Annotated in this window: 20 protein-coding genes; 11 read left to right on the forward strand and 9 right to left on the reverse strand. The window is 47.4% G+C overall.

Features of this window, described 5'->3' with window-relative positions; genetic code table 11:
• Window positions 1–176 precede the first annotated feature (176 nt).
• The 4 genes from HGH91_RS14115 to HGH91_RS14130 all read right to left on the reverse strand — a co-directional run bounded on the left by HGH91_RS14115 (window position 177) and on the right by HGH91_RS14130 (window position 3,705).
• Window positions 177–1,508, reverse strand: a complete 1,332-nt coding sequence (locus HGH91_RS14115; protein WP_168739161.1) for a dihydrolipoamide acetyltransferase family protein — start codon at window positions 1,506–1,508, stop codon at window positions 177–179.
• 64 nt (window positions 1,509–1,572) lie between these two features.
• A complete protein-coding gene (locus HGH91_RS14120) occupies window positions 1,573–2,829 on the reverse strand; it encodes a CinA family nicotinamide mononucleotide deamidase-related protein (RefSeq protein ID WP_168739163.1) in 1,257 nt (418 codons plus the stop codon).
• Window positions 2,830–2,833: 4 nt separating this feature from the next.
• A complete protein-coding gene (locus tag HGH91_RS14125; RefSeq protein ID WP_168739165.1) occupies window positions 2,834–3,256 on the reverse strand; it encodes an acyl-CoA thioesterase in 423 nt (140 codons plus the stop codon).
• Between the two features lie 41 nt (window positions 3,257–3,297).
• On the reverse strand, window positions 3,298–3,705 hold the full coding sequence (locus HGH91_RS14130) for a DoxX family protein (RefSeq protein ID WP_145671302.1): 408 nt from the start codon (window positions 3,703–3,705) through the stop codon (window positions 3,298–3,300).
• A 307-nt stretch (window positions 3,706–4,012) separates the two neighbouring features.
• On the opposite strand from HGH91_RS14130, the gene HGH91_RS14135 reads away from it, so the two are divergent.
• The 3 genes from HGH91_RS14135 to HGH91_RS14145 all read left to right on the forward strand — a co-directional run bounded on the left by HGH91_RS14135 (window position 4,013) and on the right by HGH91_RS14145 (window position 9,865).
• Complete coding sequence (locus HGH91_RS14135) at window positions 4,013–7,090, forward strand: tetratricopeptide repeat protein (protein WP_168739166.1); 3,078 nt, start codon at window positions 4,013–4,015, stop codon at window positions 7,088–7,090.
• A 19-nt stretch (window positions 7,091–7,109) separates the two neighbouring features.
• Window positions 7,110–8,759: a TonB-dependent receptor gene (locus HGH91_RS14140; RefSeq protein WP_168739167.1), complete on the forward strand. Its 1,650-nt coding sequence runs from the start codon at window positions 7,110–7,112 to the stop codon at window positions 8,757–8,759.
• 161 nt (window positions 8,760–8,920) lie between these two features.
• Window positions 8,921–9,865, forward strand: coding sequence for a hypothetical protein (locus HGH91_RS14145; protein ID WP_168739168.1), 945 nt, complete (start codon window positions 8,921–8,923; stop codon window positions 9,863–9,865).
• On the opposite strand, the gene HGH91_RS14150 is transcribed toward HGH91_RS14145, so the two are convergent.
• Together HGH91_RS14150 and HGH91_RS14155 are read right to left on the reverse strand one after the other, a co-directional pair.
• A complete protein-coding gene (locus tag HGH91_RS14150; RefSeq protein WP_168739169.1) occupies window positions 9,866–10,765 on the reverse strand; it encodes an SDR family oxidoreductase in 900 nt (299 codons plus the stop codon).
• A 131-nt stretch (window positions 10,766–10,896) separates the two neighbouring features.
• The gene (locus HGH91_RS14155; protein ID WP_247651746.1) at window positions 10,897–12,990 is read right to left on the reverse strand and encodes a prolyl oligopeptidase family serine peptidase; all 2,094 of its coding nucleotides are present in this window, start codon (window positions 12,988–12,990) and stop codon (window positions 10,897–10,899) included.
• A gap of 171 nt (window positions 12,991–13,161) precedes the next feature.
• On the opposite strand from HGH91_RS14155, the gene pfkA reads away from it, so the two are divergent.
• The 4 genes from pfkA (at window position 13,162) to HGH91_RS14175 (ending at window position 17,813) form a co-directional block, all read left to right on the forward strand.
• Window positions 13,162–14,142: a 6-phosphofructokinase gene (gene pfkA / locus HGH91_RS14160; RefSeq protein ID WP_168739170.1), complete on the forward strand. Its 981-nt coding sequence runs from the start codon at window positions 13,162–13,164 to the stop codon at window positions 14,140–14,142.
• 12 nt (window positions 14,143–14,154) lie between these two features.
• Complete coding sequence (gene pyk / locus HGH91_RS14165; RefSeq protein WP_168739171.1) at window positions 14,155–15,642, forward strand: pyruvate kinase; 1,488 nt, start codon at window positions 14,155–14,157, stop codon at window positions 15,640–15,642.
• A gap of 162 nt (window positions 15,643–15,804) precedes the next feature.
• Window positions 15,805–16,371: a TetR/AcrR family transcriptional regulator gene (locus HGH91_RS14170; RefSeq protein ID WP_168739172.1), complete on the forward strand. Its 567-nt coding sequence runs from the start codon at window positions 15,805–15,807 to the stop codon at window positions 16,369–16,371.
• A 35-nt stretch (window positions 16,372–16,406) separates the two neighbouring features.
• Complete coding sequence (locus HGH91_RS14175; RefSeq protein WP_168739174.1) at window positions 16,407–17,813, forward strand: MFS transporter; 1,407 nt, start codon at window positions 16,407–16,409, stop codon at window positions 17,811–17,813.
• On the opposite strand, the gene HGH91_RS14180 is transcribed toward HGH91_RS14175, so the two are convergent.
• Window positions 17,803–18,978, reverse strand: coding sequence for an MFS transporter (locus HGH91_RS14180; RefSeq protein WP_168739175.1), 1,176 nt, complete (start codon window positions 18,976–18,978; stop codon window positions 17,803–17,805). The genes HGH91_RS14175 and HGH91_RS14180 overlap by 11 nt on opposite strands.
• Window positions 18,979–19,092: 114 nt before the next feature.
• Here HGH91_RS14180 and HGH91_RS14185 point away from each other — a divergent pair, with 114 nt between their 5' ends.
• The 4 genes from HGH91_RS14185 (at window position 19,093) to HGH91_RS14200 (ending at window position 22,560) form a co-directional block, all read left to right on the forward strand.
• A complete protein-coding gene (locus HGH91_RS14185; protein ID WP_168739177.1) occupies window positions 19,093–20,448 on the forward strand; it encodes an NAD-dependent succinate-semialdehyde dehydrogenase in 1,356 nt (451 codons plus the stop codon).
• 50 nt (window positions 20,449–20,498) lie between these two features.
• Window positions 20,499–21,455, forward strand: coding sequence for a type I pantothenate kinase (gene coaA / locus HGH91_RS14190; protein WP_168739179.1), 957 nt, complete (start codon window positions 20,499–20,501; stop codon window positions 21,453–21,455).
• 3 nt (window positions 21,456–21,458) lie between these two features.
• Complete coding sequence (locus HGH91_RS14195) at window positions 21,459–22,043, forward strand: Crp/Fnr family transcriptional regulator (RefSeq protein WP_168739181.1); 585 nt, start codon at window positions 21,459–21,461, stop codon at window positions 22,041–22,043.
• 70 nt (window positions 22,044–22,113) lie between these two features.
• Window positions 22,114–22,560 (forward strand): DoxX family protein, encoded by a 447-nt coding sequence (locus tag HGH91_RS14200; protein ID WP_168739183.1) that lies wholly within the window; start codon window positions 22,114–22,116, stop codon window positions 22,558–22,560.
• Window positions 22,561–22,651: 91 nt separating this feature from the next.
• On the opposite strand, the gene tssD is transcribed toward HGH91_RS14200, so the two are convergent.
• Window positions 22,652–23,038, reverse strand: a complete 387-nt coding sequence (tssD, locus tag HGH91_RS14205) for a type VI secretion system tube protein TssD (protein WP_168739185.1) — start codon at window positions 23,036–23,038, stop codon at window positions 22,652–22,654.
• 153 nt (window positions 23,039–23,191) lie between these two features.
• Window positions 23,192–23,716: a type VI secretion system TssO gene (gene tssO / locus HGH91_RS14210; RefSeq protein WP_168739187.1), complete on the reverse strand. Its 525-nt coding sequence runs from the start codon at window positions 23,714–23,716 to the stop codon at window positions 23,192–23,194.
• Window positions 23,717–23,765 lie beyond the last annotated feature (49 nt).

Here is a 23,765-nt window from a genome sequence, read left to right on the forward strand (position 1 = left end):
ACAAAGGAACTGAAAAGGCGCCCTTTCAATGGGGCGCTCTTTTTATGCCATTTGATAAAGCGAAAAGCATAAAGCACAAAGCTATTATAGCGAATGATCTAAGCGGATAAATAAGTACTCGCCCTGGTCATTCGCTATAATAGCTTTGTGCTTTATGCTTTCAGCTTTTCGCTCTTCTACAACGCTCTCTTAGGATCAAAATTTTCCAGTTCCTGGGCAACAGCCGTGAGGAAAGTAGCTCCCAGGGAGCCGTCTACAATACGGTGATCGTAAGACATGGACAGGTACATCATATGGCGGATACCAATGGTATCTCCATCTTCTGTTTCTATTACCACCGGGCGTTTCTTGATAGCACCCACCGCCAGGATAGCTACCTGGGGCTGGTTGATAATAGGCGTTCCCATCAGGCTACCAAAAGTACCTACGTTGGTCAGCGTGAAAGTGCCGCTCTGGGTATCTTCCGGCTTCAGCTTATTCTGACGGGCCGCATTAGCCAGGGAATTTACCTGCTTGGTCAGCCCCACCAGGTTCAGCATATCTGAATTCTTGATCACTGGTACGATCAGGTTCCCGGAAGGCAAAGCAGTGGCCATCCCTATGTTAATATCTTTCTTGATAATGATCTTGTCTCCATCCAGGGAGCAGTTGATCAGCGGGAAACGCTTGATACACTTTACAATAGCTTCTATAAACAGCGGTGTAAAAGTGAGCTTCTCCCCTTCACGTTTCTCGAAATCACTTTTCACGCGTTCGCGCCATTTCACCAGGTTAGTAACATCTGCTTCTGCGAAGCTGGTCACATGGGGGCTTGTTTGCTTGCTCATCACCATGTGGTTGGCAATCAGCTTGCGCATGCGGTCCATTTCAATGATTTCCACGTTGCCGTTATAGGTCGGCGACGCTACGGTGGTATTGGTTACTACGGCAGCACGGGCAGCCACAGGAGCCGGAGTAGACACCGGTTCTGGCGTTACATCGGGGATCACCCTGCCTTCCCGGCGGTCTGCCACATATTGTAAAATATCTTTTTTGGTAACACGGCCGTCATTGCCGGAGCCAGGAATCCTTTCCAGGTCGGCAAAACTAACTCCTTCCTGCTGTGCGATAGTCAGTACTAAGGGAGAGTAAAATTTGGCGCCACCACCGGCAACAGGTGCAGGGGTAGTAGTAGCTGCTGCCACCGCAGGTACAGGCGCTGAAGTAAATTTCGGTTCCGCTGCCGGAGCTGCAGGTGCAACCGGGGCTGCCGCAGCCACTGCATCCGCATGGGTGTTGATCCGCGCAATGATAGTACCTACCGGCACTACATCGTTTTCAGCGAAAAGCACCTCTGTGATAGTGCCTTCTACAATGGAAGGAACTTCGCTATCCACTTTATCGGTGGCAATTTCAAGTACGGTTTCATCTACATTTACGTGATCGCCGACCTTTTTATGCCAACGGAGGATGGTGGCTTCCATGATGCTTTCACCCATTTTTGGCATTACCAATTCTATAATGGCCATAAGATTGATTTTTGCTTTAGTGCGCAACAAAAATAAGGGAATTGTACCAATTCAAACCAGGGCATTATCCCTTTTGCAGAATGAGTTTGCGCAACTCATTCATCGCGTAAACAGCCGTCATTTGGGTGTTCCGCTCCCGGTCGTATCTCAGCTGATGCTTTACTGTTGCCACCCGCCCATCGGCCGCCGCAACGGCTATCCAAACGGTGCCCACTGGCTTCTCCGGCGTGCCGCCATCGGGGCCCATAATACCGGATACGGCGATGGCATAATCCGTTTCCAGCAATGTTAACGCACCGGTCACCATTTCCTGCACCGTGGCTTCACTCACCGCTCCCTGCGCCTGTAAGGTGGCAGGTTTTACTCCCAACAGCTTCACTTTCATTTCGTTGGCATATACCACTGCACTGCCCTTAAAGTAAGCAGAGCTGCCCGGTACCGCTGTTATCCAATGGGCGATCAGTCCGCCGGTACAACTTTCCGCGGTACCCACCGACTGCCCCCTTTCTTTCAACAACTGCCCCAATACCTCGCCTATCGTAATATCCTGGTCAGCCACGGTAATGTCTGCCAGCAATGCTTTTAATTCATGGAATAAGGTGCTCACTTCCGCCGCCACAGATACTTTATCCAGGCCGAAAGCAGTTAATCGCAACTTCAACAGGCTGTAGCTGGGCAGGTAAGCCAGCTTCACATGTGGCGGCAACTTCGCTTCAAAAGCCACCAGCCGCTCCGCGATGAAAGATTCGCCCATCCCGGAAGTGATCAGCGTTTGATGTACCACTGCCGGCGTCTTAAAATGATCTCCCAGCATCGGCAATACATCATGCTCCATGATTCCCTGCATTTCATGCGGCACACCGGGCATCGACACATAGATCTTTCCCTCCTTCTCAAACCACATCCCCGGTGCGGTACCCCGCCTGTTCTGGATCACCGTGCACGATGCCGGCACCATGCTCTGGTCTAAATTACGCTGCAGCAGAGGCAATCCCCGGCTTTCAAAAATATGCAGCACATTTTCCAGCGCGCCTTTATCCTGTACCAGGTGCGTGTTGAAATACTCGCACAAAGTAGGCTTGGTAATATCATCGGCGGTAGGCCCCAGCCCACCGGTAATTAACACAATATCCGATACCGCCGCCTCGCGGGCCATCGCGTCCAGTATATCCTCCCGGATATCCCCAATGGCTACACGCCGGTGTACCCATATCCCTATGGCATTCAACTGCTGCGCTATCCAGGCCGAATTGGTATCAATTGTTTGTCCTATCAGCAACTCATCGCCAATGGTAATGATACTCGTGGTGATCTTATCCATGATACTAGTGACTGGTTTCTTTAAAGAATGGTGCTAATCGCTTCTTCAACTCCTCCGGTAAACCGGCCTTCTGCTTGGTTGTCACATCGATAAATACCAGGGTGGTAACACCGACATTCAACAACTCATTCCGCTCATTATACAACTCGCTGTGAAACTGTATCTTAGAACTCTTGGGCATTTCCCGGAGTGTAGTCTTCACCGTTATAAGGTCGTCATAAAACGCCGGACGCAGGTATTTTACATTCAACTCCGCTACGGGCATGATCACTCCCTGCTCCTCCAGTTCTCGATAGGTGAATCCCAGCTCCCGGATGGCTTCCGCCCTTCCCACCTCATAATACAGGCCATAGTTACCGTAATAAAGATATCCCATCTGGTCTGTTTCCCCATAACGTACCCTGATCGTTGTAATACTGCTAAACATGGTTCCTTACTATTTTATACCCAAACATTTACTTGAAAATTTTATTTACCAATGGCCCCATCCAGCGAAAACTTGCCGGGACCGGTAAACAGCAATGTTACGAAGGCTCCCAGAAAAATAATAGGCAATTCTTTTTCAGAGACGGAATCTTTGGCATGAATCATAAAAATAATCACACTCATACAGATGATCAGCGGTATGGTGGCCAGTCTGGTCAACAATCCCATGATCAGCAGCACCGCACAAAACACCTCTGCAAACACCGTCATGGCCAGCGAATATTTATGCCCAACCCCCAATGGATCCGGAAATGAATTCATTTTGGCAGTAAAATTGATCAGCTTGGGCCATCCATGTAATAAAATCAGTCCCCCGGAAAGCACCCGGAGCACCAGCATGGAAAAACTAACGGCGCCATTTGTGTAGCCGGTCGAGAGCAGTTTTCTCATAGTAGGTAAGGTTTTTGTGCCTGTAATTTATTTTTCGCAAGATAAATGAATACACTTTGCCCCGCTTCCGGAGTTATCCACATTGTTGGAAACCCGATGGGAAAAGAAAGGATATAACTTTTATATTTGGCTCGCAAAGGAGGTTGCTCGCAAAGGAGCAAAGGAGCAGAGACACAAAGATTATCTTATATTATTCTTAATAATGTCCTTTGCTGCTTAGCTGCTTTGTTACTTTGCGAGAACCGAAGGGAAATATTTTACCAGAAGAATCGTTTTAAACGCATATTCAAGACATAACAGCTATAGCATGCAATTTATAAGAAAAGTTTTTATTCCCGGACATCTGTACTTATCTATCCTGGCTTTTGCCGGTGCGGGTTTGGCGGGGATGCCTGCTGCACAGGCACAGCAAACACGCGTATATACAGATCCGGAAAAAGTATTCAAGGACGCACAGCAATATTTCCAACAAGAGAAATATGCCGTGTCCATGCAGCTTTTCAAGCAAACGATCGATAACATCGACTACTTTCACGAAACCAACCGTGACCTGGTTAAAACAGATGCCTTCTACTATTATACCATCTGCACCCTGAAACTACAACAGGACAACGCAGAAAAACAGGCACTGGAATTCCTGAAATTAGCCAACAACAACGCCCGTGAAGAACTGGTCAGCTACCAGCTGGCTAAATACTACTTCCGCCAAAATAAACTCAAAGAGGCCATTCCCCTCTACGAAAAAGCCAATATCGAAAATCTTTCCAACGCAGAAATAGCAGAAGCCAAATTCGAACTGGCCTATTGCTATTTCAACCTGAAAGATTTCAACAAAGCCCAGCCCCTGTTTGCCTCCATCAAAGAGGTACCGGGCAAATACAGCATTCCTGCCAATTACTACTACGGTTTCATCAGCTACTATAAACACCAGTACAGCGAAGCCCTCAGCAGCTTCCAGAAAGTAGTGAGTGAACCAAAATACAGCAACGTAGTACCTTACTATATCGCTGAAATCTACTACTTCCAGGGTAAAACAGACCAGCTCATTGCCTATACGGAACCGCTGCTGCAAAAAGGCGGGCAATACTACGAGGCTGAAATGAAACAGTTGCTGGGTAAAGCCTACTTCGAAAAAAAGGAGTACAAAAAAGCGCTCCCCTACCTGCAGGACTTCCAGGATAACGCAGACGAAGTAAGAAATGAAGACATCTACCAATTGTCTTATGCTTACTATCAAACCAATAACCTGGCAAAAGCAATCAGCGGCTTTAAACAACTGAGCAGCTCCAAAGACTCACTGGGACAGAACTCTATGTACCTGCTGGGCGATTGCTACCTCCGCACCGGTCAGAAAGCAAATGCCCGCAATGCCTTCGCCTTCTGCGCCAACAATAGCTCCAATGCCGCTCAACAGGAAATTTCCCGCTTTAACTACGGTAAATTATCCTACGAACTGGGGTATCCCGATGCAGCCCTTAATGAACTCACGCAGTTCGTTAAAACATACCCCCAATCCGCTTACAACAAGGAAGCCAGGGAAATACTCGTGAACCTGTTCATGAACAGCAACAACTACAAAGATGGTTTAGCTACCATTGAGATGATTCCCGATAAAAATCCTACGGTGCTGAAAGCCTATCAGAAAGTAGCCTATGGCCGCGCCACCCAGCTGATCAACGATCAGCAGCTGGCAGAAGCCGATCGCCTGCTGGACATCGCGATCAGCCAACCTTATGATCCGCAAATCAAACAGCTGGCGCACTTCTGGAAAGCAGAAATTGCCCTCCGCCAAAATAAAACAGCACCGGCCATCACTAACCTGAACGCCTATCTGAGCAATACGGCGCCCGTATCAGGCGAAGCCAATGCACAAACAGCCAGCTACAACCTCGGTTACAGCCTCCTGAAACAGGATAAATACACGGAAGCACTGCCTTACTTTGAATCAGCCCAGAAAAGCAGCGGCCCGAATGCAGCACGTATTGCTACCGACGCAGCCCTCCGCAGCGCCGATTGCTATTACATGCTCCGCCAATTCCCCAAAGCACTGTCGCTGTACGACCGGATCATCAGCAATAATGAACCAGGCGCCGACTATGCTACTTACCAGAAAGCAGTAATCCTGGGCCTGCAGGGCAAACAAAGTGAGAAACTGGCACTGCTGAAACAACTGGGCAACAAGTTCCCCAGCTCCGGCTTTAATAACGAAACAGATATAGAAATAGCCAATACCTATCTCTCCCAGGAAAAATATACAGAAGCAATTCCTTTCCTGGAAAACGTATTACAGAAACAACCCAACGGTCCCAACGCCCCCAGGGCACTGCTGAAGCTGGGATTGAGCTATTATAACAAAGACAACGACAGCAAAGCAATGTCCTACTACCGCCAGGTGGTAGAAAAATTCCCGGGATCGCCGGAAGCAAATGAAGCACTGCAAAGCATCAAATCTATCTATGTAAGCCAGGGCAAAACAGACGACTATGTAGCCTTCCTGAAAGCCAATGGCAGAACAGTTACCGCCTCCGCGGAAGATTCCATCTCCTACGCAGCAGCAGAAGCCAGGTTTACAGCCAACGACTGCGCAGGCGCTACAACAGGTTTCAACAGCTATATCCAGAAGTATCCTAACGGACAGTTTATTTTACCGGCTTACTTTTATAAAGCAGAATGTGCCTATAACAATAAAGACTATACGGCTGCACTGCCCGCCTACGAATTTGTATTATCACGCAACAACAGCCTGTATGCAGAAAGATCTGCACTCCAGGCCGCCAATATCAACTTCTACCAGGTTAAAAATTATGATAAGGCGCGGAACTACTACCTGCAACTACAGGACCTGGCTACCAGCAAGGAAAACAGTCTCGCCGCCACCAGGGGATTACTCCGCAGCAACTACCAGCTGAAACGCTGGGACGAAGTATCCAACTACGCTGAAATGTTGTTGGCTGCCGCCAATATCAGTACAGACGACCAGATCATTGCCCACTTCTATCGCGGTAAAGCGGTACAACAGGCAAAAGACTATGCTGCCGCTATCACCGAATTCAAAACGGTAGCCAACATGACCAAGTCCGAAACTGGCGCGGAAGCCCGCTATAGTATCGCCGATTGCTACCTGCAACAAAATGAACTGGATGCCGCTGAGAAAGCCGGTTTTGATGTGATTAAAAATACGCCCTCCTACGAATACTGGGTAGCTAAATCATATATACTGCTGGGTGATGTATATGCCCGTCAGCAAGACTTTTTCAACGCTAAAGCCACTTACCAGAGTATTGTTACCAACAGTACCATTCCTGAACTGAAACAGGAAGCAAAAGATAAGCTGGCTAAAGTAGAAGCAGAAGAAAAAGCAGCGGGTAAGAAACCGAAGAAATAACATTTAAGCGCAACAAAGCATGAACATTCCAACAACATATAGTAAACGTACTTTTATCATCACCACGCTGGGATTAGCCGGACTGTTGTCATCGCAGCAGGTCTTCGCCCAGGAACCGCTGAAGCAGGAAACGATCGATATCATTTCCACGAATCAGCCTAAACTGCGCGATGCCTATAAACTCAATCTCACGGCTTCTTTGCCAGGCATTGATACCAGCAGGCCTTCGCTGAAATACCAGATACCGGCACTGAACCTGAATTTCATGTACCAGGCCATGCCCCTGAAACCACTGGCACTGGGAAAAGATTCGCTCTCCTATCTTCAGAATAATTTTGTGAAACTGGGCTATGGCAACTATAAAACGCCTTATGTGCAGGCAGGATTTGGAAGCGGCAGGCAAAATCTCTACAACTACGGACTGTATGTAAACTATACCGGCTCCAAAGGTAAAGAGATTCCCGACCAGGATTACAGCAACCTCAACGTGCTGGCGGCCGGTACTTACCTGGCGCCCAAACTCCGCTTCGACGGAAGCATCGGGTACGACCGCAATACTGTACACTATTACGGATACGGACACGATACGGCCAACTATAAAAAGAAAGATATAGAGCAAACGTTCAACCAGGTAACCGCTTCCGTAGGCATGCAAAACAGGCCACAGAATGATTGGGCCTTTACCTTTCAACCTACGGTAAAGTTTATCCTGTTTAACGACTCCTATAAGCGCACCGAAAATACTTTCATGCTGAAAGTGCCCGTGAAAAAACAGGTGTTTGAAGATATCTATGTTGGCGTAGAAGGCGTATTCGACCTGTCGACCTACAAGGAAGATAACAACCGCGCTATCAACAACAACATTGCCGCCATACACCCTGCGGTAGACATCATCAAGCCTGGCTTTGTACTCCATGCCGGCGTAAATCCAACCTGGTCTGACAGCAAGTTTTACCTGTTGCCCGACATCGTGAATGAGTCGCACCTGATCCGCAAAAAGCTGATCCTGAGCAGTGGATGGATCTCCTACTTTGAAAAGAACTCCTACCGTAACCTGGCCAACAAAAATCCGTTCCTGGCCGGATTACCGGGCGAAATGCTGAATACCCGCGTAGAAGAAAAATATACCGGTATCAAAGGTACACTGGGAAGTCATTTCAACTATAACACCAAATTCGCTTCCGTTACCTGGTACAACCTGCCGCTGTTTGTAAACGATAGCGCCGATACCAAAAAATTCACTACCCGCAACGAAACGATGCTGCGTGCTTTCCAACTGCACGGCGAAATCGGGTACATCGAAGAAGAGAAATTCCAGGCAAGGGTGAGCTTTGACTGGTATAACTATAACAAGCAGGAAACTGAAGTGCAACCCTGGCACCTGCCTGCATTCCAGGGCGACCTGTATGTACAATACACCCTCGCTAAAAAATTACACCTGAATGCAGACCTGTTTGCGCTGAGTGGCAGCTATTACCAGCTTCCGAACAAAGATTTCGGTAAAACCAAGGGAGCCTGGGACCTCAATGCAGGCGCCTCTTATGATATCGGTAAAAACTTTGGCCTGTGGGTGAATGCCAATAATATCTTCAACTCGCATTATCAACGTTACTACCTCTATCCAACTTATGGTTTCAATATTGTGGGTGGGGTGCTAATAAAGTTTTAACTTAGCTATCAGCCGTTGGCTTTTAGCTAAACAAAAATGCAGCGGACATATACTTCGCTGCATTTTTGTTTAAGCGAATGGCCTGATACACCAATGATTCTTAACAGCCAAAGGCTGCCGGGCACACCGGTAGCTACCGGCCAAAAGCGAAGCACCATATAATGATCCTTCAGCAATACATACACGAAGTGCTGTTTAAACAACGGGTTTGCGTAGTACCTCACCTGGGTACCTTTTCCGTACAACATTTCCCGGCACATTATAATACCAATACACAAACATTAACACCTCCACGTGAACAGGTAATGTTTACGCAACAATGGCAAGATGACGGCTCCTGCCTGGAATGGATTGCCCTGAAGGAAAACCTGGTACCTGCTGTAGCCCAGCGTAAACTTGAAAAATACCTGGAAGAGCTGAAAGCCAGCCTGCAGTCAGGTACTCCCCTGGTACTGCCGGGGATAGGCCAGCTCCAGGGCGACTTTGCCGGCAATATTCATTTCCATGCGGAAGAATTACCAGTATCCCGTGATACGCTGGATATTGCACCATTGTCACGCCCGGATAGTAAACCAACTCCACCGCCAACACCCGCCCCTGCACCACCCGTATCTGTTACAGAACCTATCATGACCCCGGAAGTGGAGGAAACACTGGAAGCATTAACGGAAGAAAGTGGATTTAAATGGTGGTGGGCCGCAATTCCTGCAGCCGCTATCATCATAGGCATAGCAGTATGGTGGTATGTTACCGGCATATCTCCCGCTGTATCGTCGTCTGCTCCTTCTACCAATGCAGATACCGTTACCCTCAGGCAACCGGTAGCTCCTGCGGTAGATTCAGCACAACAGGCCATAGCAGATTCTGTGGCCAATGCCAGCAAGGAAATTACCTATTATGCAGTGATAGATAAATACAAGGATAGCACGACTGCTGTATCTAACCAGAAACGGCAGCGCGCCTGGAGAAAGCTGGAGTTGGTGATCTATAAAAAGGACGGCATGTTCAAACTGGCGTTGCCATTGCATTCTGTCGCAGCCGATACTACACAGCAACTCAATAAAGTAAAAGAAACGTTTAACAGGGCCTACCTGGAGTTCCCATAATCAGGGTTTTATTTCTCCGGCCACTATTTCCAGCCCCTCTGCGAAAGTACGGGGCTGGTATCCCAGCTCTTTTTCCGCCTTGTCGATGAGTAATCCCGTTTTTGTTGGACGGGCAGCCGGCTGGGCCAGGGTTTTGGCGCTGATCTTTTCCACGAGGGAGGTGTCCAGCTTAAAGAATTCGGCCGTTTTTATGGCCATATCATAAGGAGTCAAAATTTCATTTCCGGAGATGTTGAAGATACCGGTGGCTTTCTTATCTGCAATCAGCAAACAACCTTTCGCCAGGTCATGACATAACGTAGGCGTACGCCACTGGTCATCTACGACCTTCACTTTCTTGCCCTGTTGCAAATTATTTTTCACCCAGGTAATCATGTTATTACGATGCGGATCGGCTACCACGCCATATACCAGCACCGTACGTACAATCGCCCATTGCAGCTTGCTGTTTACCACCAAACGCTCTGCCGCTACTTTACTGGTGCCATAATAGTTAATCGGATTTACCGCGGCATCTTCCCCATAGGGACCTTGTAAACCATCGAACACAAAATCGGTAGATAAAAACAGGAAGAAGGCATTACAGTTCTCTGCCGCATGCACCAGGTAACGGGTAGCACCTACATTAGTATCCCAGCAGGCATCTTTGTTTTTTTCGCAGTCGTCTACCTGCGACATAGCGCCGCCATGAATGATGATATCCGGCTGATGCTTTTCTACCAGCTGCTTTACGCTGCCTGCATCCCGGAGATTCACCGCCTCATAGGTGTATTTATCCCGCAAAGGAAAACGATTCGGGCCCCTGCCGGTTGCTATCACGTCATATTTTCCATCTTGCAGAAAAAGTGGGATCAAATGCTGTCCCAATAATCCGTTACTTCCAGTTATAAGTACCTTCATGTTCGTTTAGGGTATTTTTAAAGATAAGGAAAAAAGCGGAAAAGGTTACACGCAAAGAAGCAAAGAAGCGAAGGCGCAAAGAGAATATATACTTTGCGCCTTCGCTTCTTTGCTTCTTTGCGTGCAATCTGCTACTTTGGTTGCATACCCAAATTAAACATCGTGAAGGCCCATATATCCGTGGCTTCATCGATCAATTTGGAAGTGGGTTTACCTGCCCCGTGTCCTGCCTGTGTTTCAATACGGATGAGTGTTGGGTTGGGCCCTGCATTGGCAGCCTGCAGGGTAGCCGCAAACTTAAAAGAGTGTGCAGGCACCACCCGGTCGTCATGATCTGCCGTGGTAACCAATGTAGCAGGATACGATGTTCCCGGCTTCAGGTTATGCAGCGGTGAATATTTCAACAGGTAAGGGAACTGGTCAGCATGGTCGCTGCTACCATATTCTACCGCCCAGGCCCAGCCAATGGTAAATTTCTGGAAACGCAGCATATCCATTACGCCTACTGCCGGCAAAGCCACTTTAAACAAATCCGGGCGCTGGGTCATACAGGCGCCTATCAGCAAACCACCGTTAGAACCGCCACGGATAGCGATCTTCGAGCTATTGGTATATTTAGCCTGCACCAGGTATTCAGCCGCCCCGATAAAGTCGTTGAACACATTTTGCTTCTTGTCGAGCATGCCCGCTTTATGCCAGGCTTCTCCATATTCGCTGCCGCCTCTCAGCGCTACTACCGCATAAATACCTCCCTGCTCCATGAAATAGAGGTTGGATACGCCAAAGGCAGGCGTCATCGGGATGTTAAAACCGCCATAACCATAAATCAGCACCGGGTTGTTGCCGTTGAGCTGTATACCTTTCTTATAAGACAGGAACATAGGCACGCTGGTACCGTCCGCACTTTTGAAAAATACCTGTTTGGTTTCGTAGTCAGCAGGCGTAAATTTCACATCCGGTTTACTATATAAAGTGGAGGCGCCACTGGCGATGTCATATTTATATACTGCCGGCGGCGTTACAAAGGAAGTATAGGTATAAAACAATTCCCTATCTTCCTTTTTGCCACCAAATCCACTGGCAGTACCGATGCCAGGCAGTTTTACCTCATGCTCATATTTTCCTTTATAGTCATATTGATACACCCTGGTAGAAGCGTCCTTCAGGTAAGACAGGAACATTTTGCCGTTGGCGGTGCCTACACCTTCCAGCGCTTCCTTCTTTTCCGGCACGATCACTTTCCAGTTGGCCTGTTCGGGATGCAGGGGATCAATCAGCACCACCTTGTAGTTGGGTGCATCATGGTTGGTACGTACCAGTAATTTGCTGCCATCATTGTCGATAACGTCGGGTTCATAATCAAATCCTTTTATCAACAGGGCAAAATCAGTTTGCGCCGGGTTCTGCAGATCGCGGTACCAGAGCTCCCTGCCAGAGGTGCCTTCGGAGGTAGACAGGATCAGGAAGCGTTCATCTTCCGTAACAGATACGCCGGCATTGCGCAGCGGATGCGCTTTATCAACATATATTAATGCATCCTTTTCCTGCGGGTCGCCCAGCTGGTGATAATATACCTTATGGAATTCATTCTTGCCTGAAAGTTTGCTGGTTTCATTGGGTGCATCATAGCGACTGTAATAGAAGCCATTACCCCGCCAGTCGAGGGAACTAAATTTTACCCAGTCCAGTTTATCCGACAGTAACTGTTTGGTTTCCACGTCCATCACAAAACCTTCCTGCCAATCGGAACCGGCTTTTGACAACAGGTAGGCCGCATACTTGCCATCTTTTGAAAAAGACATAGCGCCCAGGGCGGTGGTACCGGCGGCAGACAGCTTATTGGGGTCGAGAAATACTTCCGGGGTGCCTCCGGGGGTGGCGGAACGATAGAGTACTGCCTGGTTCTGTAATCCATCATTTTTATAATAGTAATAATATTTACCGTGTTTAACGGGGGCGCCGGTCTTCGGATAGTTCCAAAGTGCTTCCAGGCGTTTTTTAATATTATCCCTAAAAGGGATGTTGGAGAGATAGTCTTGCGTAACTTTGTTCTCTGCTGCTACCCATGCTTTGGTTTCTTCGCTATGGTCATTTTCCAGCCAGCGGTACGGATCGGCTATTTTTGTACCGTGATAATCATCTACCGTATCTACTTTTTTTGTTTCGGGGTAAATGACGGCTGGTTGTTGTGCCATTGCCTGTCCGGCTATTAAACTCACGCTCATAAAGATCCACCTCCTATTATTTTTTTTTGACATGCATAATATTTTTTAAAATTTTTAGCTACTTTGTTTGACGGAAATTAAAAATTTAGGTTATTTCATCAGATAACAGTTAGAAAACAATTGCAAAATGTTATTTTTGTGCGCCTTTAAGATATTTTTTTAGCAATTTATATGAAAAAACTCAACAACATTGCAGTCCTTACATCCGGGGGAGATGCTCCTGGCATGAACGCAGCAGTTCGTGCCGTTGTAAGAACGGGCATTTATCATCAGCTGAATGTGTACGGCATAATGTACGGCTATAGGGGAATGTTGAAGAACGAGATTTTCCCGATGGAATCGAAATCTGTTGCTAACATCATTCAGCGCGGGGGCACGATATTGAAGACCGCCCGCTGCAGAGAGTTCTATGAATATGAAGGGCGAAAAATGGCTTACGAAAATCTGAAGAAACACAACATTGACGGGCTGGTAGTAATAGGTGGTGACGGCTCGTTTAATGGTGCGCAAAAGTTCAGCCAGGAATTTGACATTCCGTGTATAGGCTTGCCTGGTACTATTGACAAGGACATTGCAGGGACTGACTCGACTATTGGATTTGATACCGCTGTAAATACGGCAGTAGAAGCAATAGACAAAATCAGGGACACCGCAGATGCGCATGACCGTTTGTTTGTAATTGAAGTAATGGGCCGTGATGCCGGTTACATTGCATTACACAGCGGTATATCCACTGGTGCGGAACACATATTGATGCCGGAACGCAAAACGGAAGTAAACGACATTATTGAAGAACTGCAGGCGAACGAACGTCGCAGAAAACTGGTTAACCTGATTGTGGTAGCCGAAGGTGATGAAACCGGCGGCGCACAGGAAGTTGGGCGCATCATTAAAGAGAGATGTCCTCAACTCGATACCCGGGTGAGTATCCTCGGGCATATTCAACGCGGCGGCGCTCCCACCTGCACAGATCGCATTCTGGCGAGCCGCCTGGGCTATGCAGCTGTAGATGCCCTGCTGGAAGGCATTCACAATGTAATGATTGGCGTAGTAAACGACAGAATTCATTACACTCCTCTTGATAAAGCTGTTAAAGCCAAACAGGAAATCGACCCTGAATGGTTTAAGATTGTTAAAATTCTTGCGAGTTAAAAAATCAGACTTATGAGTACAAAGGATCTTTCGAAATACTATCACAAGCAGATGGATAATGCTGCGGGTAGAGAGCACTCTTCGCACAAAACAAAAATTGTGGCCACTGTTGGCCCTGCGTGTGATACCTATGATGGACTACTGACTTTAGTAAAAGCCGGTGTTAACGTTTTCCGTCTCAACTTTTCACATGGCTCGCATGAAGATAAACTGCGGATTATTGAATACATCCGCCAGATCAATAAAACAGAACCTTATACCGTAGCCATCCTGGCCGACTTACAAGGTCCTAAACTGCGCGTGGGTGAAATCGAAAACAATGCCCTCCCGCTGAAAAAAGGAGATATCCTCACCTTTGTGAATGAGAAACTGGTGGGTAATATGGAAAAAATCTACGTTTCCTACCCCGACCTTTACAAAGATCTCAAGCAAGGCCAGAAAATCCTGCTGGATGATGGTAAAATTGAAACCATTGTAAAAGAAATCACTGCCAACGGAGAAATCAAAGCCGAAGTTTCCTTACCTGGTGTACTGTCTTCTAAAAAAGGCTTCAACCTCCCGGATACCAAAATTTCCCTCCCTGCACTGACTGAAAAAGATATTATTGACCTGGAATTCATTATCGACCAGGACTGCGACTGGGTAGCGCTGTCCTTCGTAAGAAGCGTAAAAGATCTCGCCGATCTGCGCAAACGCCTGGAAGCACGTAATTCTAAAATCAAGATCATTTCTAAAATTGAGAAGCCTGAAGCCATTCAGAACTTAAAAGAAATCATCTGGGAAAGTGATGGCGTAATGATTGCCCGTGGCGACCTTGGTGTGGAACTGCCAGTAGAGCAGATCCCAATGATCCAGAAAGATATTATCCGCAAATGTATTCACCGTGCAAAACCCGTTATTGTGGCTACACAAATGATGGAAAGCATGATGGACCGCACCCGTCCTAACCGTAGCGAAATCACCGACGTAGCTAACGCAGTACTGGAAGGCGCCGACGCAGTGATGCTCAGCGGCGAAACAGCTACCGGTATGTTCCCTGAACTGGTGATCCAAACGATGAATAAAATCATCCAGGAAGTGGAAAAAGAAGCGATCATCTACAACCGTAACCTGATCCCTCACCGCCACTCTCCTACCTTCCTCAGCGATGCACTGTGTTACAACGCCTGTAAAATTGCGGAAGACCTGGATGCAGATGCCCTCATCGGTATGACCCAGAGCGGCTACACTGGCTTTATGCTGAGCAGCTACCGCCCACGCAGCCCACTCTATATCTTCACCAAAGAAAGATCGCTCGTAAACCAGTTGAGCCTCAGCTGGGGTGTACGCGCCTTCTACTACGAAGAGGAAGAAAGTCTCGATGATATCGTTTTCGATCAGATCAACATCCTGAAAGAAAGAGGCTTCATCAAAGCAGGCGACGTGTGCGTAAATACCGGTAGTACGCCTGTTAAAGAACACTTGCCTACTAATATGCTGAAGATTACGAAAGTTGACTAATAAGCCCCGGTTACACCGTAGCTTAGGAACTTTCCCTAAATGCATTTAGCAAATACGATTTAAAAAAAGAGACCAGGCGATGCCTGGTCTCTTTTTTATTTACCAGGAGGAAAAAACATATACAGACTTGTCTGTTTATATCAAATACCCTACCTTTGGGCTATGAAAGAAGGCGCAAAAGAAAGAATTCTCCATACGGCGGCGGAGCTGTTTTACCAGCAAGGCTACCAGGCTACCGGCATTAACCAGATCATCGAAGAAGCCGGTATTGCCAAAGCCAGCCTGTACCAGCACTTCTCCTCCAAAGAAACGCTGCTCACCGCCTACCTGCAAAACACCCGGGTGTCTAACCATGATCAACGGATGAAATACCTGGAACAACTGGCGCCAGGCAAAGAAAGACTAATAGGCCTGTTCAAATATCGCCTGCAACACATGCAGGAAAACCAATTCAGGGGCTGCGCCTTTATACGTATCGCCTATGAACTGCCTCACTTAAATGAAGATGCCCAGCTGCAAATCAATACCCACAATCAAACTATCAAAGCGCTGATCTCCAGCCAGCTGCAGTTGATCAAAGATCCCTTCCCGGAAGCCTCACTGGCCGAATGGACCGATATGCTGCACAACCTCTATGAAGGCGCCGGCTTACAGGGCTATCTCCTGAAATCACCTAAACCGGTGGAAGACACCATCAACATCGTACAGAAACTACTGGCCACCTTATAACATCATTTTATTTACCACTACAAAATTTTACTTTCATGAAAACAGACCGGTCTGTATATATTAATAACTATAGCACCAGCCCCTGGCTGTCGCTGGCCATCATCCTGTTAGCTCCCCTGATCACGGTAGTCGACATCTTTATCGTCAATATCAGCGCACCAGCCATCAAAACATATTTTAATAGCTCCGATGCTGCGCTGGAACTGGTGGTAGCCTCTTACCTGCTGGGGTACGCCGTATTCCTGATTACAGGCAGTCGCACCGGCGATTACCTGGGCAAAAAGAAAGTATTTATCGCCGGACTGGCTGCTTTTACAATCACTTCCGCCCTCTGTGGTTTTGCGATATCTATGCCCATGCTCATTGTTTCCCGCTTCCTGCAGGGCGTAGCCGCTGCGTTTACAGTACCGCAAACTATTACCCTGATACAACTGAACTTCCAGTCGCCCACCGACAGGGACAAAGCCTATGGCATGTACGGCATGGCATTGGGCACCGGCGCCACACTGGGTCAGTTCCTGGGAGGCTATTTTATTTCCTCTCATCTCATTACCGACAGCTGGCGGCTTATCTTCCTCGTAAACCTGCCCGTAGGCGTGATTGCCATGGTATTGGCGTTTTACTTTGTACCGGAATCACAGCAAAACAAATCCACCCGTTTCGATATTCCTGGCATCTTTATCCTCACTGCTGCCTTATCTCTCCTGGTATATCCTATTATCCAGGGTACAGAGCTGGGCTGGCCACTCTGGACCAAAGCCATGCTGGTAGCGGCATTGCTGCTATTGCTATTTTTTGTGGGATATCAGCGGAAGCTGGGCCAACAACAAAAAGATCCGTTGGTGCCGCTGTCGCTTTTTAAGATCAGGAGCTTCAACATCGCGGTTCTTTGTGTATTATTTTTCTTCGGCGTGAATACCGCTTACATATTTGCCGTATCTATCTTTTTTCAAAGTGGGTTCAACATTCCTCCTTTTACTGCCGGCAATTATTTTGTGTTTCAAACGGGTGCATTCCTGCTGGCATCACTATGGTCTATTAAAAATGCCGCCAGGTACCGTGTCCGCCTGTTACAGGTAGCAGCAGGGCTGATGATCCTCTCCTTTATTTGTCAACTGGTATTATTCCAGGAGAAATTTATCACGCCCTGGGATATTCTTCCCTGCCTGATCATCTACGGCATTGGCTCTGGGCTGATGATGCCCTCTTTATTAAAGGTAGCCATGTGGGATATGCCAGCCGACAAAGCAGGAGCCGCCAGTGGCGTGTATTCTACCATACAGCAGGTTTCCTCCGCCCTCGGCATCAGTATACTGGGCGGTGTTTTCCTGTACCTGGCACGCACTTCGGGGAATTTCTATTTTGCTTATAAAATCGCCTTGTTTTGTATGATGGGCTACCTGTTGATCGTAGTGGTGCTGCTAAACCGCATTAAACGCTAACCACCCGGCCTGATTTTTTATAGGTAGCCAGGTAAATAATCAACGCAATGGAAATGAGGCCCGTACCAGCTATACATACGCCATTCCATTGTGCCACCGACCATACCCACAGCCCGATACCGGAACCCAGCGAGGTGCCAATAAAACTGGTGGTCATAAACACCGTGTTTAAACGGTTTCTCGCTTCCGGTAAAAGGGTGTAAATCCGGGTTTGATTAGATACGTGAATACCTTGTAAACCGAGGTCTATTGCCACAATGCCGATGATGATGCCAATAAGGTTGGCCTGAAATGTATAAAAGAGAAAATAACCGAGGAACAGGAAAATAATGCCATAGCCGATCGCAATACGCGGATTCTTTTTGTCGGCAATTCTACCTACCAACGGCGCGCCCAGGGCGCCCGCAGCGGCGGCCAGTCCCATTAAACCAATTTGTTCACTCGTATACTTAAATGGTGGCGCCGACAATAAAAATACCACCGTTGTCCAGAACATACCAAACATCGCAAAGCAACAGGCATTGATCGCTGATGCTTCCCTCAACATCGGTTGTTCTTTGATCAGGGTAAGTAATGATTTCATCAATTGCCCGTAAGTACCGGTAAAATTGGGCTTACTCGACGGAAAAGTGGTAATCATGATCACTGCCAGCAAAGCACTAATGCCTGCAGCAATCCAGAACATCGCTCTCCAACCGAAGTGGTGTCCTACCATACCACTGAGCGTACGCGATAATAAAATACCCACCAGCAAGCCGCTCATGATGGTACCAATTACTTTACCGCGACTCGCAGGGTCTGAGAGGTTGGCCGCCAGCGGCAAAATTAATTGAGGTACTACCGAAGTAAATCCTATCATCAGTCCGGTTACTTTCAACATGGTGATGTTAACCGATTTGGCAGCAGCCACCAACGCCACCACGGCCGCCAGCGTCATCACCACAATCTGCCATTTACGTTCCAGCTTATCGCCCAGGGGTACGCAAAACAACAATCCGAGGGCATATCCCAACTGGGTAAAGAAAGTTACTTGTCCGGCATTACTTTCCGTTACGCCAAACTCCTCACTCATCAGTACCAGTAAGGGCTGGCTGTAATAAATATTGGCTACGATCAGGCCAGTACAAAGGGCCATTATTAAAATATTCCATCTGCTAAGCGTCATAAAATTGTGCTGGGTTTAAACGCTGCAAAGATAGCATTTAGCTTTTAGCAGTTGGCTTTTAGTGGAAAACGGTAAATTTGCAGGACTATTCAATAACGGCTAAAAGCTAAAGCCATGTTTACAAGCATCAACCCGTTTACACAGGAAACCATTGCAGTATATACCGCGCATACGCAGGCAGAGATAGAAAATAAATTAGCGTCGGGACACCGGGCTTACCGCGAATTATTACAGGTGCCACTGGAACAACGCCGGCAGTGGATGATGGAAGTAGCCGCCTCCCTGAAAAATGATGTGGATATGCATGCGGCCCTGATCACACAGGAGATGGGCAAAACGCTGAAAGAGGCCAGGGCCGAAGTATTGAAATGTGCTGCATCAGCGGAATATTATGCAGAAAATATTGCCGGCATGTTAGCGCCCAAACCAATTCACGCCGACGCATATAAAAGCTATGTATCTTATGAACCCAAAGGAATTGTGCTGGCCATTATGCCCTGGAATTTTCCTTACTGGCAGGTATTCCGCTTTGCCATTCCTAATATATTGGCAGGGAATACCGGTTTATTAAAACACGCCAGCAACGTAAGCGGTTGTGCGCTGGCCATTGAAAAATTATTCACCACCAGTAATTTTCCGCAAGGTACTTTCCAATCGCTACTGGTATCTTCTAAAGATATAGAACCCATTATTGCAGATCCCCGCGTACAGGGTGTAACGCTTACCGGTAGCACACCGGCGGGCAAAAGTGTAGCGGCACTGGCAGGAAAGTATATCAAAAAAACAGTGCTGGAACTGGGTGGCAGCGATCCATTTATTGTGCTGAAAGACGCCGACCTGGAAGCCGCCGCTAAAACCGCTGTACAAGGCCGTATGCAGAATGCTGGTCAGTCATGTATAGCTGCCAAGCGGTGGATTGTGGAAGAAGAAATTGTGCCCGCCTTCACTGCCGAAGTAAAGCGTATTCTCCAGGATCTCCGCCAGGGCGATCCTACCCTCGATACCACGCAAATGGGGCCTATGGCCCGCCCCGACCTGGCCGATGAGCTGAACAAACAGCTGCAGGAAAGCATCCGGCAGGGCGCTCAACTGGAGTTGGGCGGCACGCATGAAGGCTGTAACTTTGCGCCTACCTTGCTAACGGGGGTGACCAACAACATGACCGTTTTTAAAGAAGAAACATTTGGTCCTGTGGCAGTGATCATACCGGCTGCCAACGAAACCGAAGCCATTGCGCTGGCCAATGAAACAGACTTTGGACTGGGTGCTGCCCTGTGGACCAGCGACCTGGACAAAGCCGCCCGCCTGGCTACCCAGATAGAAAGCGGTAACGTATTTATCAATGCCATGGTCAGATCCGATGCCCGCCTGCCTTTCGGCGGCGTTAAGCAATCGGGCTATGGCCGGGAGCTCTCACTGGAAGGCACACACGAATTTTTGAACGTTAAAACCGTTTATATACAACAATAGGGGCCCGCTGCTGACATTTCAACAACGGGTCGCTAAAAGCTAAACTTGTAATGACCACTTCTCTGAAACGCGACCGCTATACTCCCTATATCAGCTTCTCCCGTAAGGAATGGGCAGAAAGAAGCGGCGATGCTATGCTGCAATTACAGGACTACGACCTGGAAGCACTCCATGGCATGAACGAACCACTCACCCAGGAAGAAATTACACAGGTATATCTTCCGCTGGCGCACCTCCTGAATTTATATGTTACCGGATCTCAACAGCTGCATACCGCTACCAGCAACTTTCTCAGCAGCCAGGTACATAAAGTGCCCTATATCATTGGCATTGCAGGTAGCGTGGCCGTAGGAAAAAGTACTACCGCCAGGGTACTGCAAAAACTGCTGCAAGCCTGGCCCAATCACCCCCGGGTGGACCTGGTAACCACTGATGGATTCCTGTATCCCAACAAAATACTGGACGCCAATAATATCATGAACCGTAAAGGCTTTCCCGAAAGCTATGATATCAAGCGGCTGATTCACTTCCTGGCAGATGTAAAGTCCGGCAAGGAAAGGGTAGCAGCGCCGCTTTACTCCCACCTGGAGTATGATATATTACCCGGGCAATTGCAGTGGATAGAACAACCCGATATTGTGATTGTAGAAGGCGTAAATGTGTTACAGGTACGTCCACGTCAACAACAAAAAGATCCGGCTGTTTTCGTATCCGACTTCTTCGACTTCAGCATCTATGTAGATGCCGCAGAAAAAGATATCCGTAAGTGGTATATCGCGCGCTTCGAATCGCTCCGCAGGACCGCCTTTCAGAACCCGGAATCGTTTTTCCACCGCTATGCCCACCTCTCTGATACTGCCACCGTGGAACTGGCCACCCAGATATGGGAAGATATCAATAAACCTAACCTGGAACAGAATATTGCGCCTACCCGCTACCGGGCCAGCCTGATCCTGGAAAAAGGTCACCATCACTTTGTACAGTCCATACAACTCAGGAAGACTTAACAGATGACAGATCCCCTACAAATAAAACAACAGCTGCAGGCATTGCTCCAGGAGCCGCTCCAGGATTGGGATGCCTTTGAAGCCATCCTGCAGCCGGTGAGTTATAAAACAGGGGAACTACTTTCTGAAGCCGGTAAAACCTCCCAGGCTATTTATTTCATTGCTACGGGTATTATGAGGGTATACACCTTACACAACGGGAAAGAAATCAGCCTGGATTTCTTGTTTCCCGGATCGTTCTGCGCCTCTTATGCCTCTTTTATTACCCGGCAACCCGCTGCGGTAAATATACAGGCCATTATGCCTGTAACGGGGTATGCTTTTCATTACGCCGATCTGCACCAATTATATCACGCATCTCATCAGTCAGAGCGAATAGGCCGGCTTATAGCCGAACAACAATATCTCCGCAAGTACAACCGGGAGTTGTCCTTCCTGCAATATTCTGCCCAGGAAAGATATGCACAACTACTCCAGGAGCATCCGGAGGTCATACAACATATTCCCATCAAACAAATCGCTTCCTACCTGGGTATTGAGCCCGAGAGTCTTAGCCGTATCCGGAAAAATATAAGTGCCACGGAATAGCGGATTAACTAACATTTGTTAGCGTAATAACCAAACCAGGTACGGACCTTTGTTCTATAAATTTATACGCATGGCATTTTTCTCTGGTTTATGCAGTATTATGTTGTTGTTATGGGCGACAGGTCACCTGCTGGGCATTTCATCGCTACAGGCACTATCGACGGATGCACGGATATCGGCGGCAGTAATGTTTGTGCTGATTGGGGTAGCACACCTCGTAAGTCCCCGAAAACTGGTATATATGATTGAGGGTATGTTGCCCTTTCCTCTCTCCCTGGTAATATTCACTGGTATCCTGGAAATATTGCTGGGAGCAGGCTTGCTGATGCCTGCTTTCCAATATTACGCAGGTTGGGGCCTGATAATATTACTAATCGCGATGTTCCCGGCCAATATCCGGGTGGCTGTAAAAAAATTACCTGCTCCTGGTGGATTACCTGCTAAGCCCTGGTATACGTGGAGTCGCTTACTATTTCAGCCGCTGTACATTTGGTGGATCTGGTGGGTCATTCATTAACTCTGCGAATATATCGCAGTAATAACGGCCATTTTAAAAAAAGACCGTCTCTACTGATAGAGACGGCCCTTTTGCATAATGTAAGGAGTTATTATACCCACTCATTAACATGTTTTGCATTACCCATGCTAATTTCACGGGCAGAAATGGTAAAGGAGATTACCATTGGGTTTTTGTTTTCATAGTCAAAAGACTCTTCAAACTTAACCAGGTAACCCTCTTTAAAGTCCAGGGTTTTTAATTTGGAATCAGTATCTCTTTTGTAGAAAGTGATGGAACCATCTTTTCTTTCGAAGTTGTTCACCATCCATTCGAAGAGATCTGTTTTTCCGGTAGATTCTACTGTCAGCTTAATGCGTCCGCCACGGGTGATGGCTGAAGGGCGACCGGTAGCATCTGTTTCCTGTGTGAGGTCGTAGGCGACATGCTGTACGTTGTACTCTTGTCCGCCTGTTTCAAATTTTGCTTTGAAGGACATGTTGGGTTAATTTTTAAGGTTACAATAAAGAAAAATACCTAAGATTTATTTATGAATTTATAAGTCTCAAATATAGGATGAAATTTTCAATAATTAAGAGTCCTAACGAATAATTTTTACGCTCATATCTAAAAGATAATATAGTCTTTTCGGTTAGTGTGCGCGGCTATTCAGCAACATCATTTGGCGGCAGTTATCCAGGTCCCTGCTCTTGGTTTCCAGTTGCCTGTTGAGATCCGCCACCTGTTCTTTTAACCCTGCAATATTTTGTTGTGCATTCTGTAGCTCCCGCAGCTGTTGCTTGGTTTGCTGCAGTGACAGGCAGTTTTGTACAATATTATCATACAGGCCAAAATGCGTCACCGCTTCTTTTGGGATAGAGTTGCGCATATCGGCCAGGGAAGCGGCAATGATCTGGTCCATATACGTGGCATTCTGATTGGGCAGGTTAATAGAGTCGAGATTATGCTTCACCTTATCCAGTTTTTGCAGGAAGGTGGCCTGAAATGCCTGTTCTTCCCGGAAAGCGGTCAATTCCTTACGTAACGCAGCATTTTCCCTGGCCGGCACCTGGTAATTAAAAAATACGGCTAATACAAACAAGCCTACGGTGATGATAAAAAACAAAAGGAACCAAATAAAGGAAACATTTCTTTCCTGCCTGTTCAATACTTGCATATTTCAGAATTATTCTTTTACTAAATGATCATATAACTAAATGCGCATA

It is taken from the genome of Chitinophaga eiseniae, assembly GCF_012641265.1.
GTDB lineage: Bacteria > Bacteroidota > Bacteroidia > Chitinophagales > Chitinophagaceae > Chitinophaga > Chitinophaga eiseniae_A.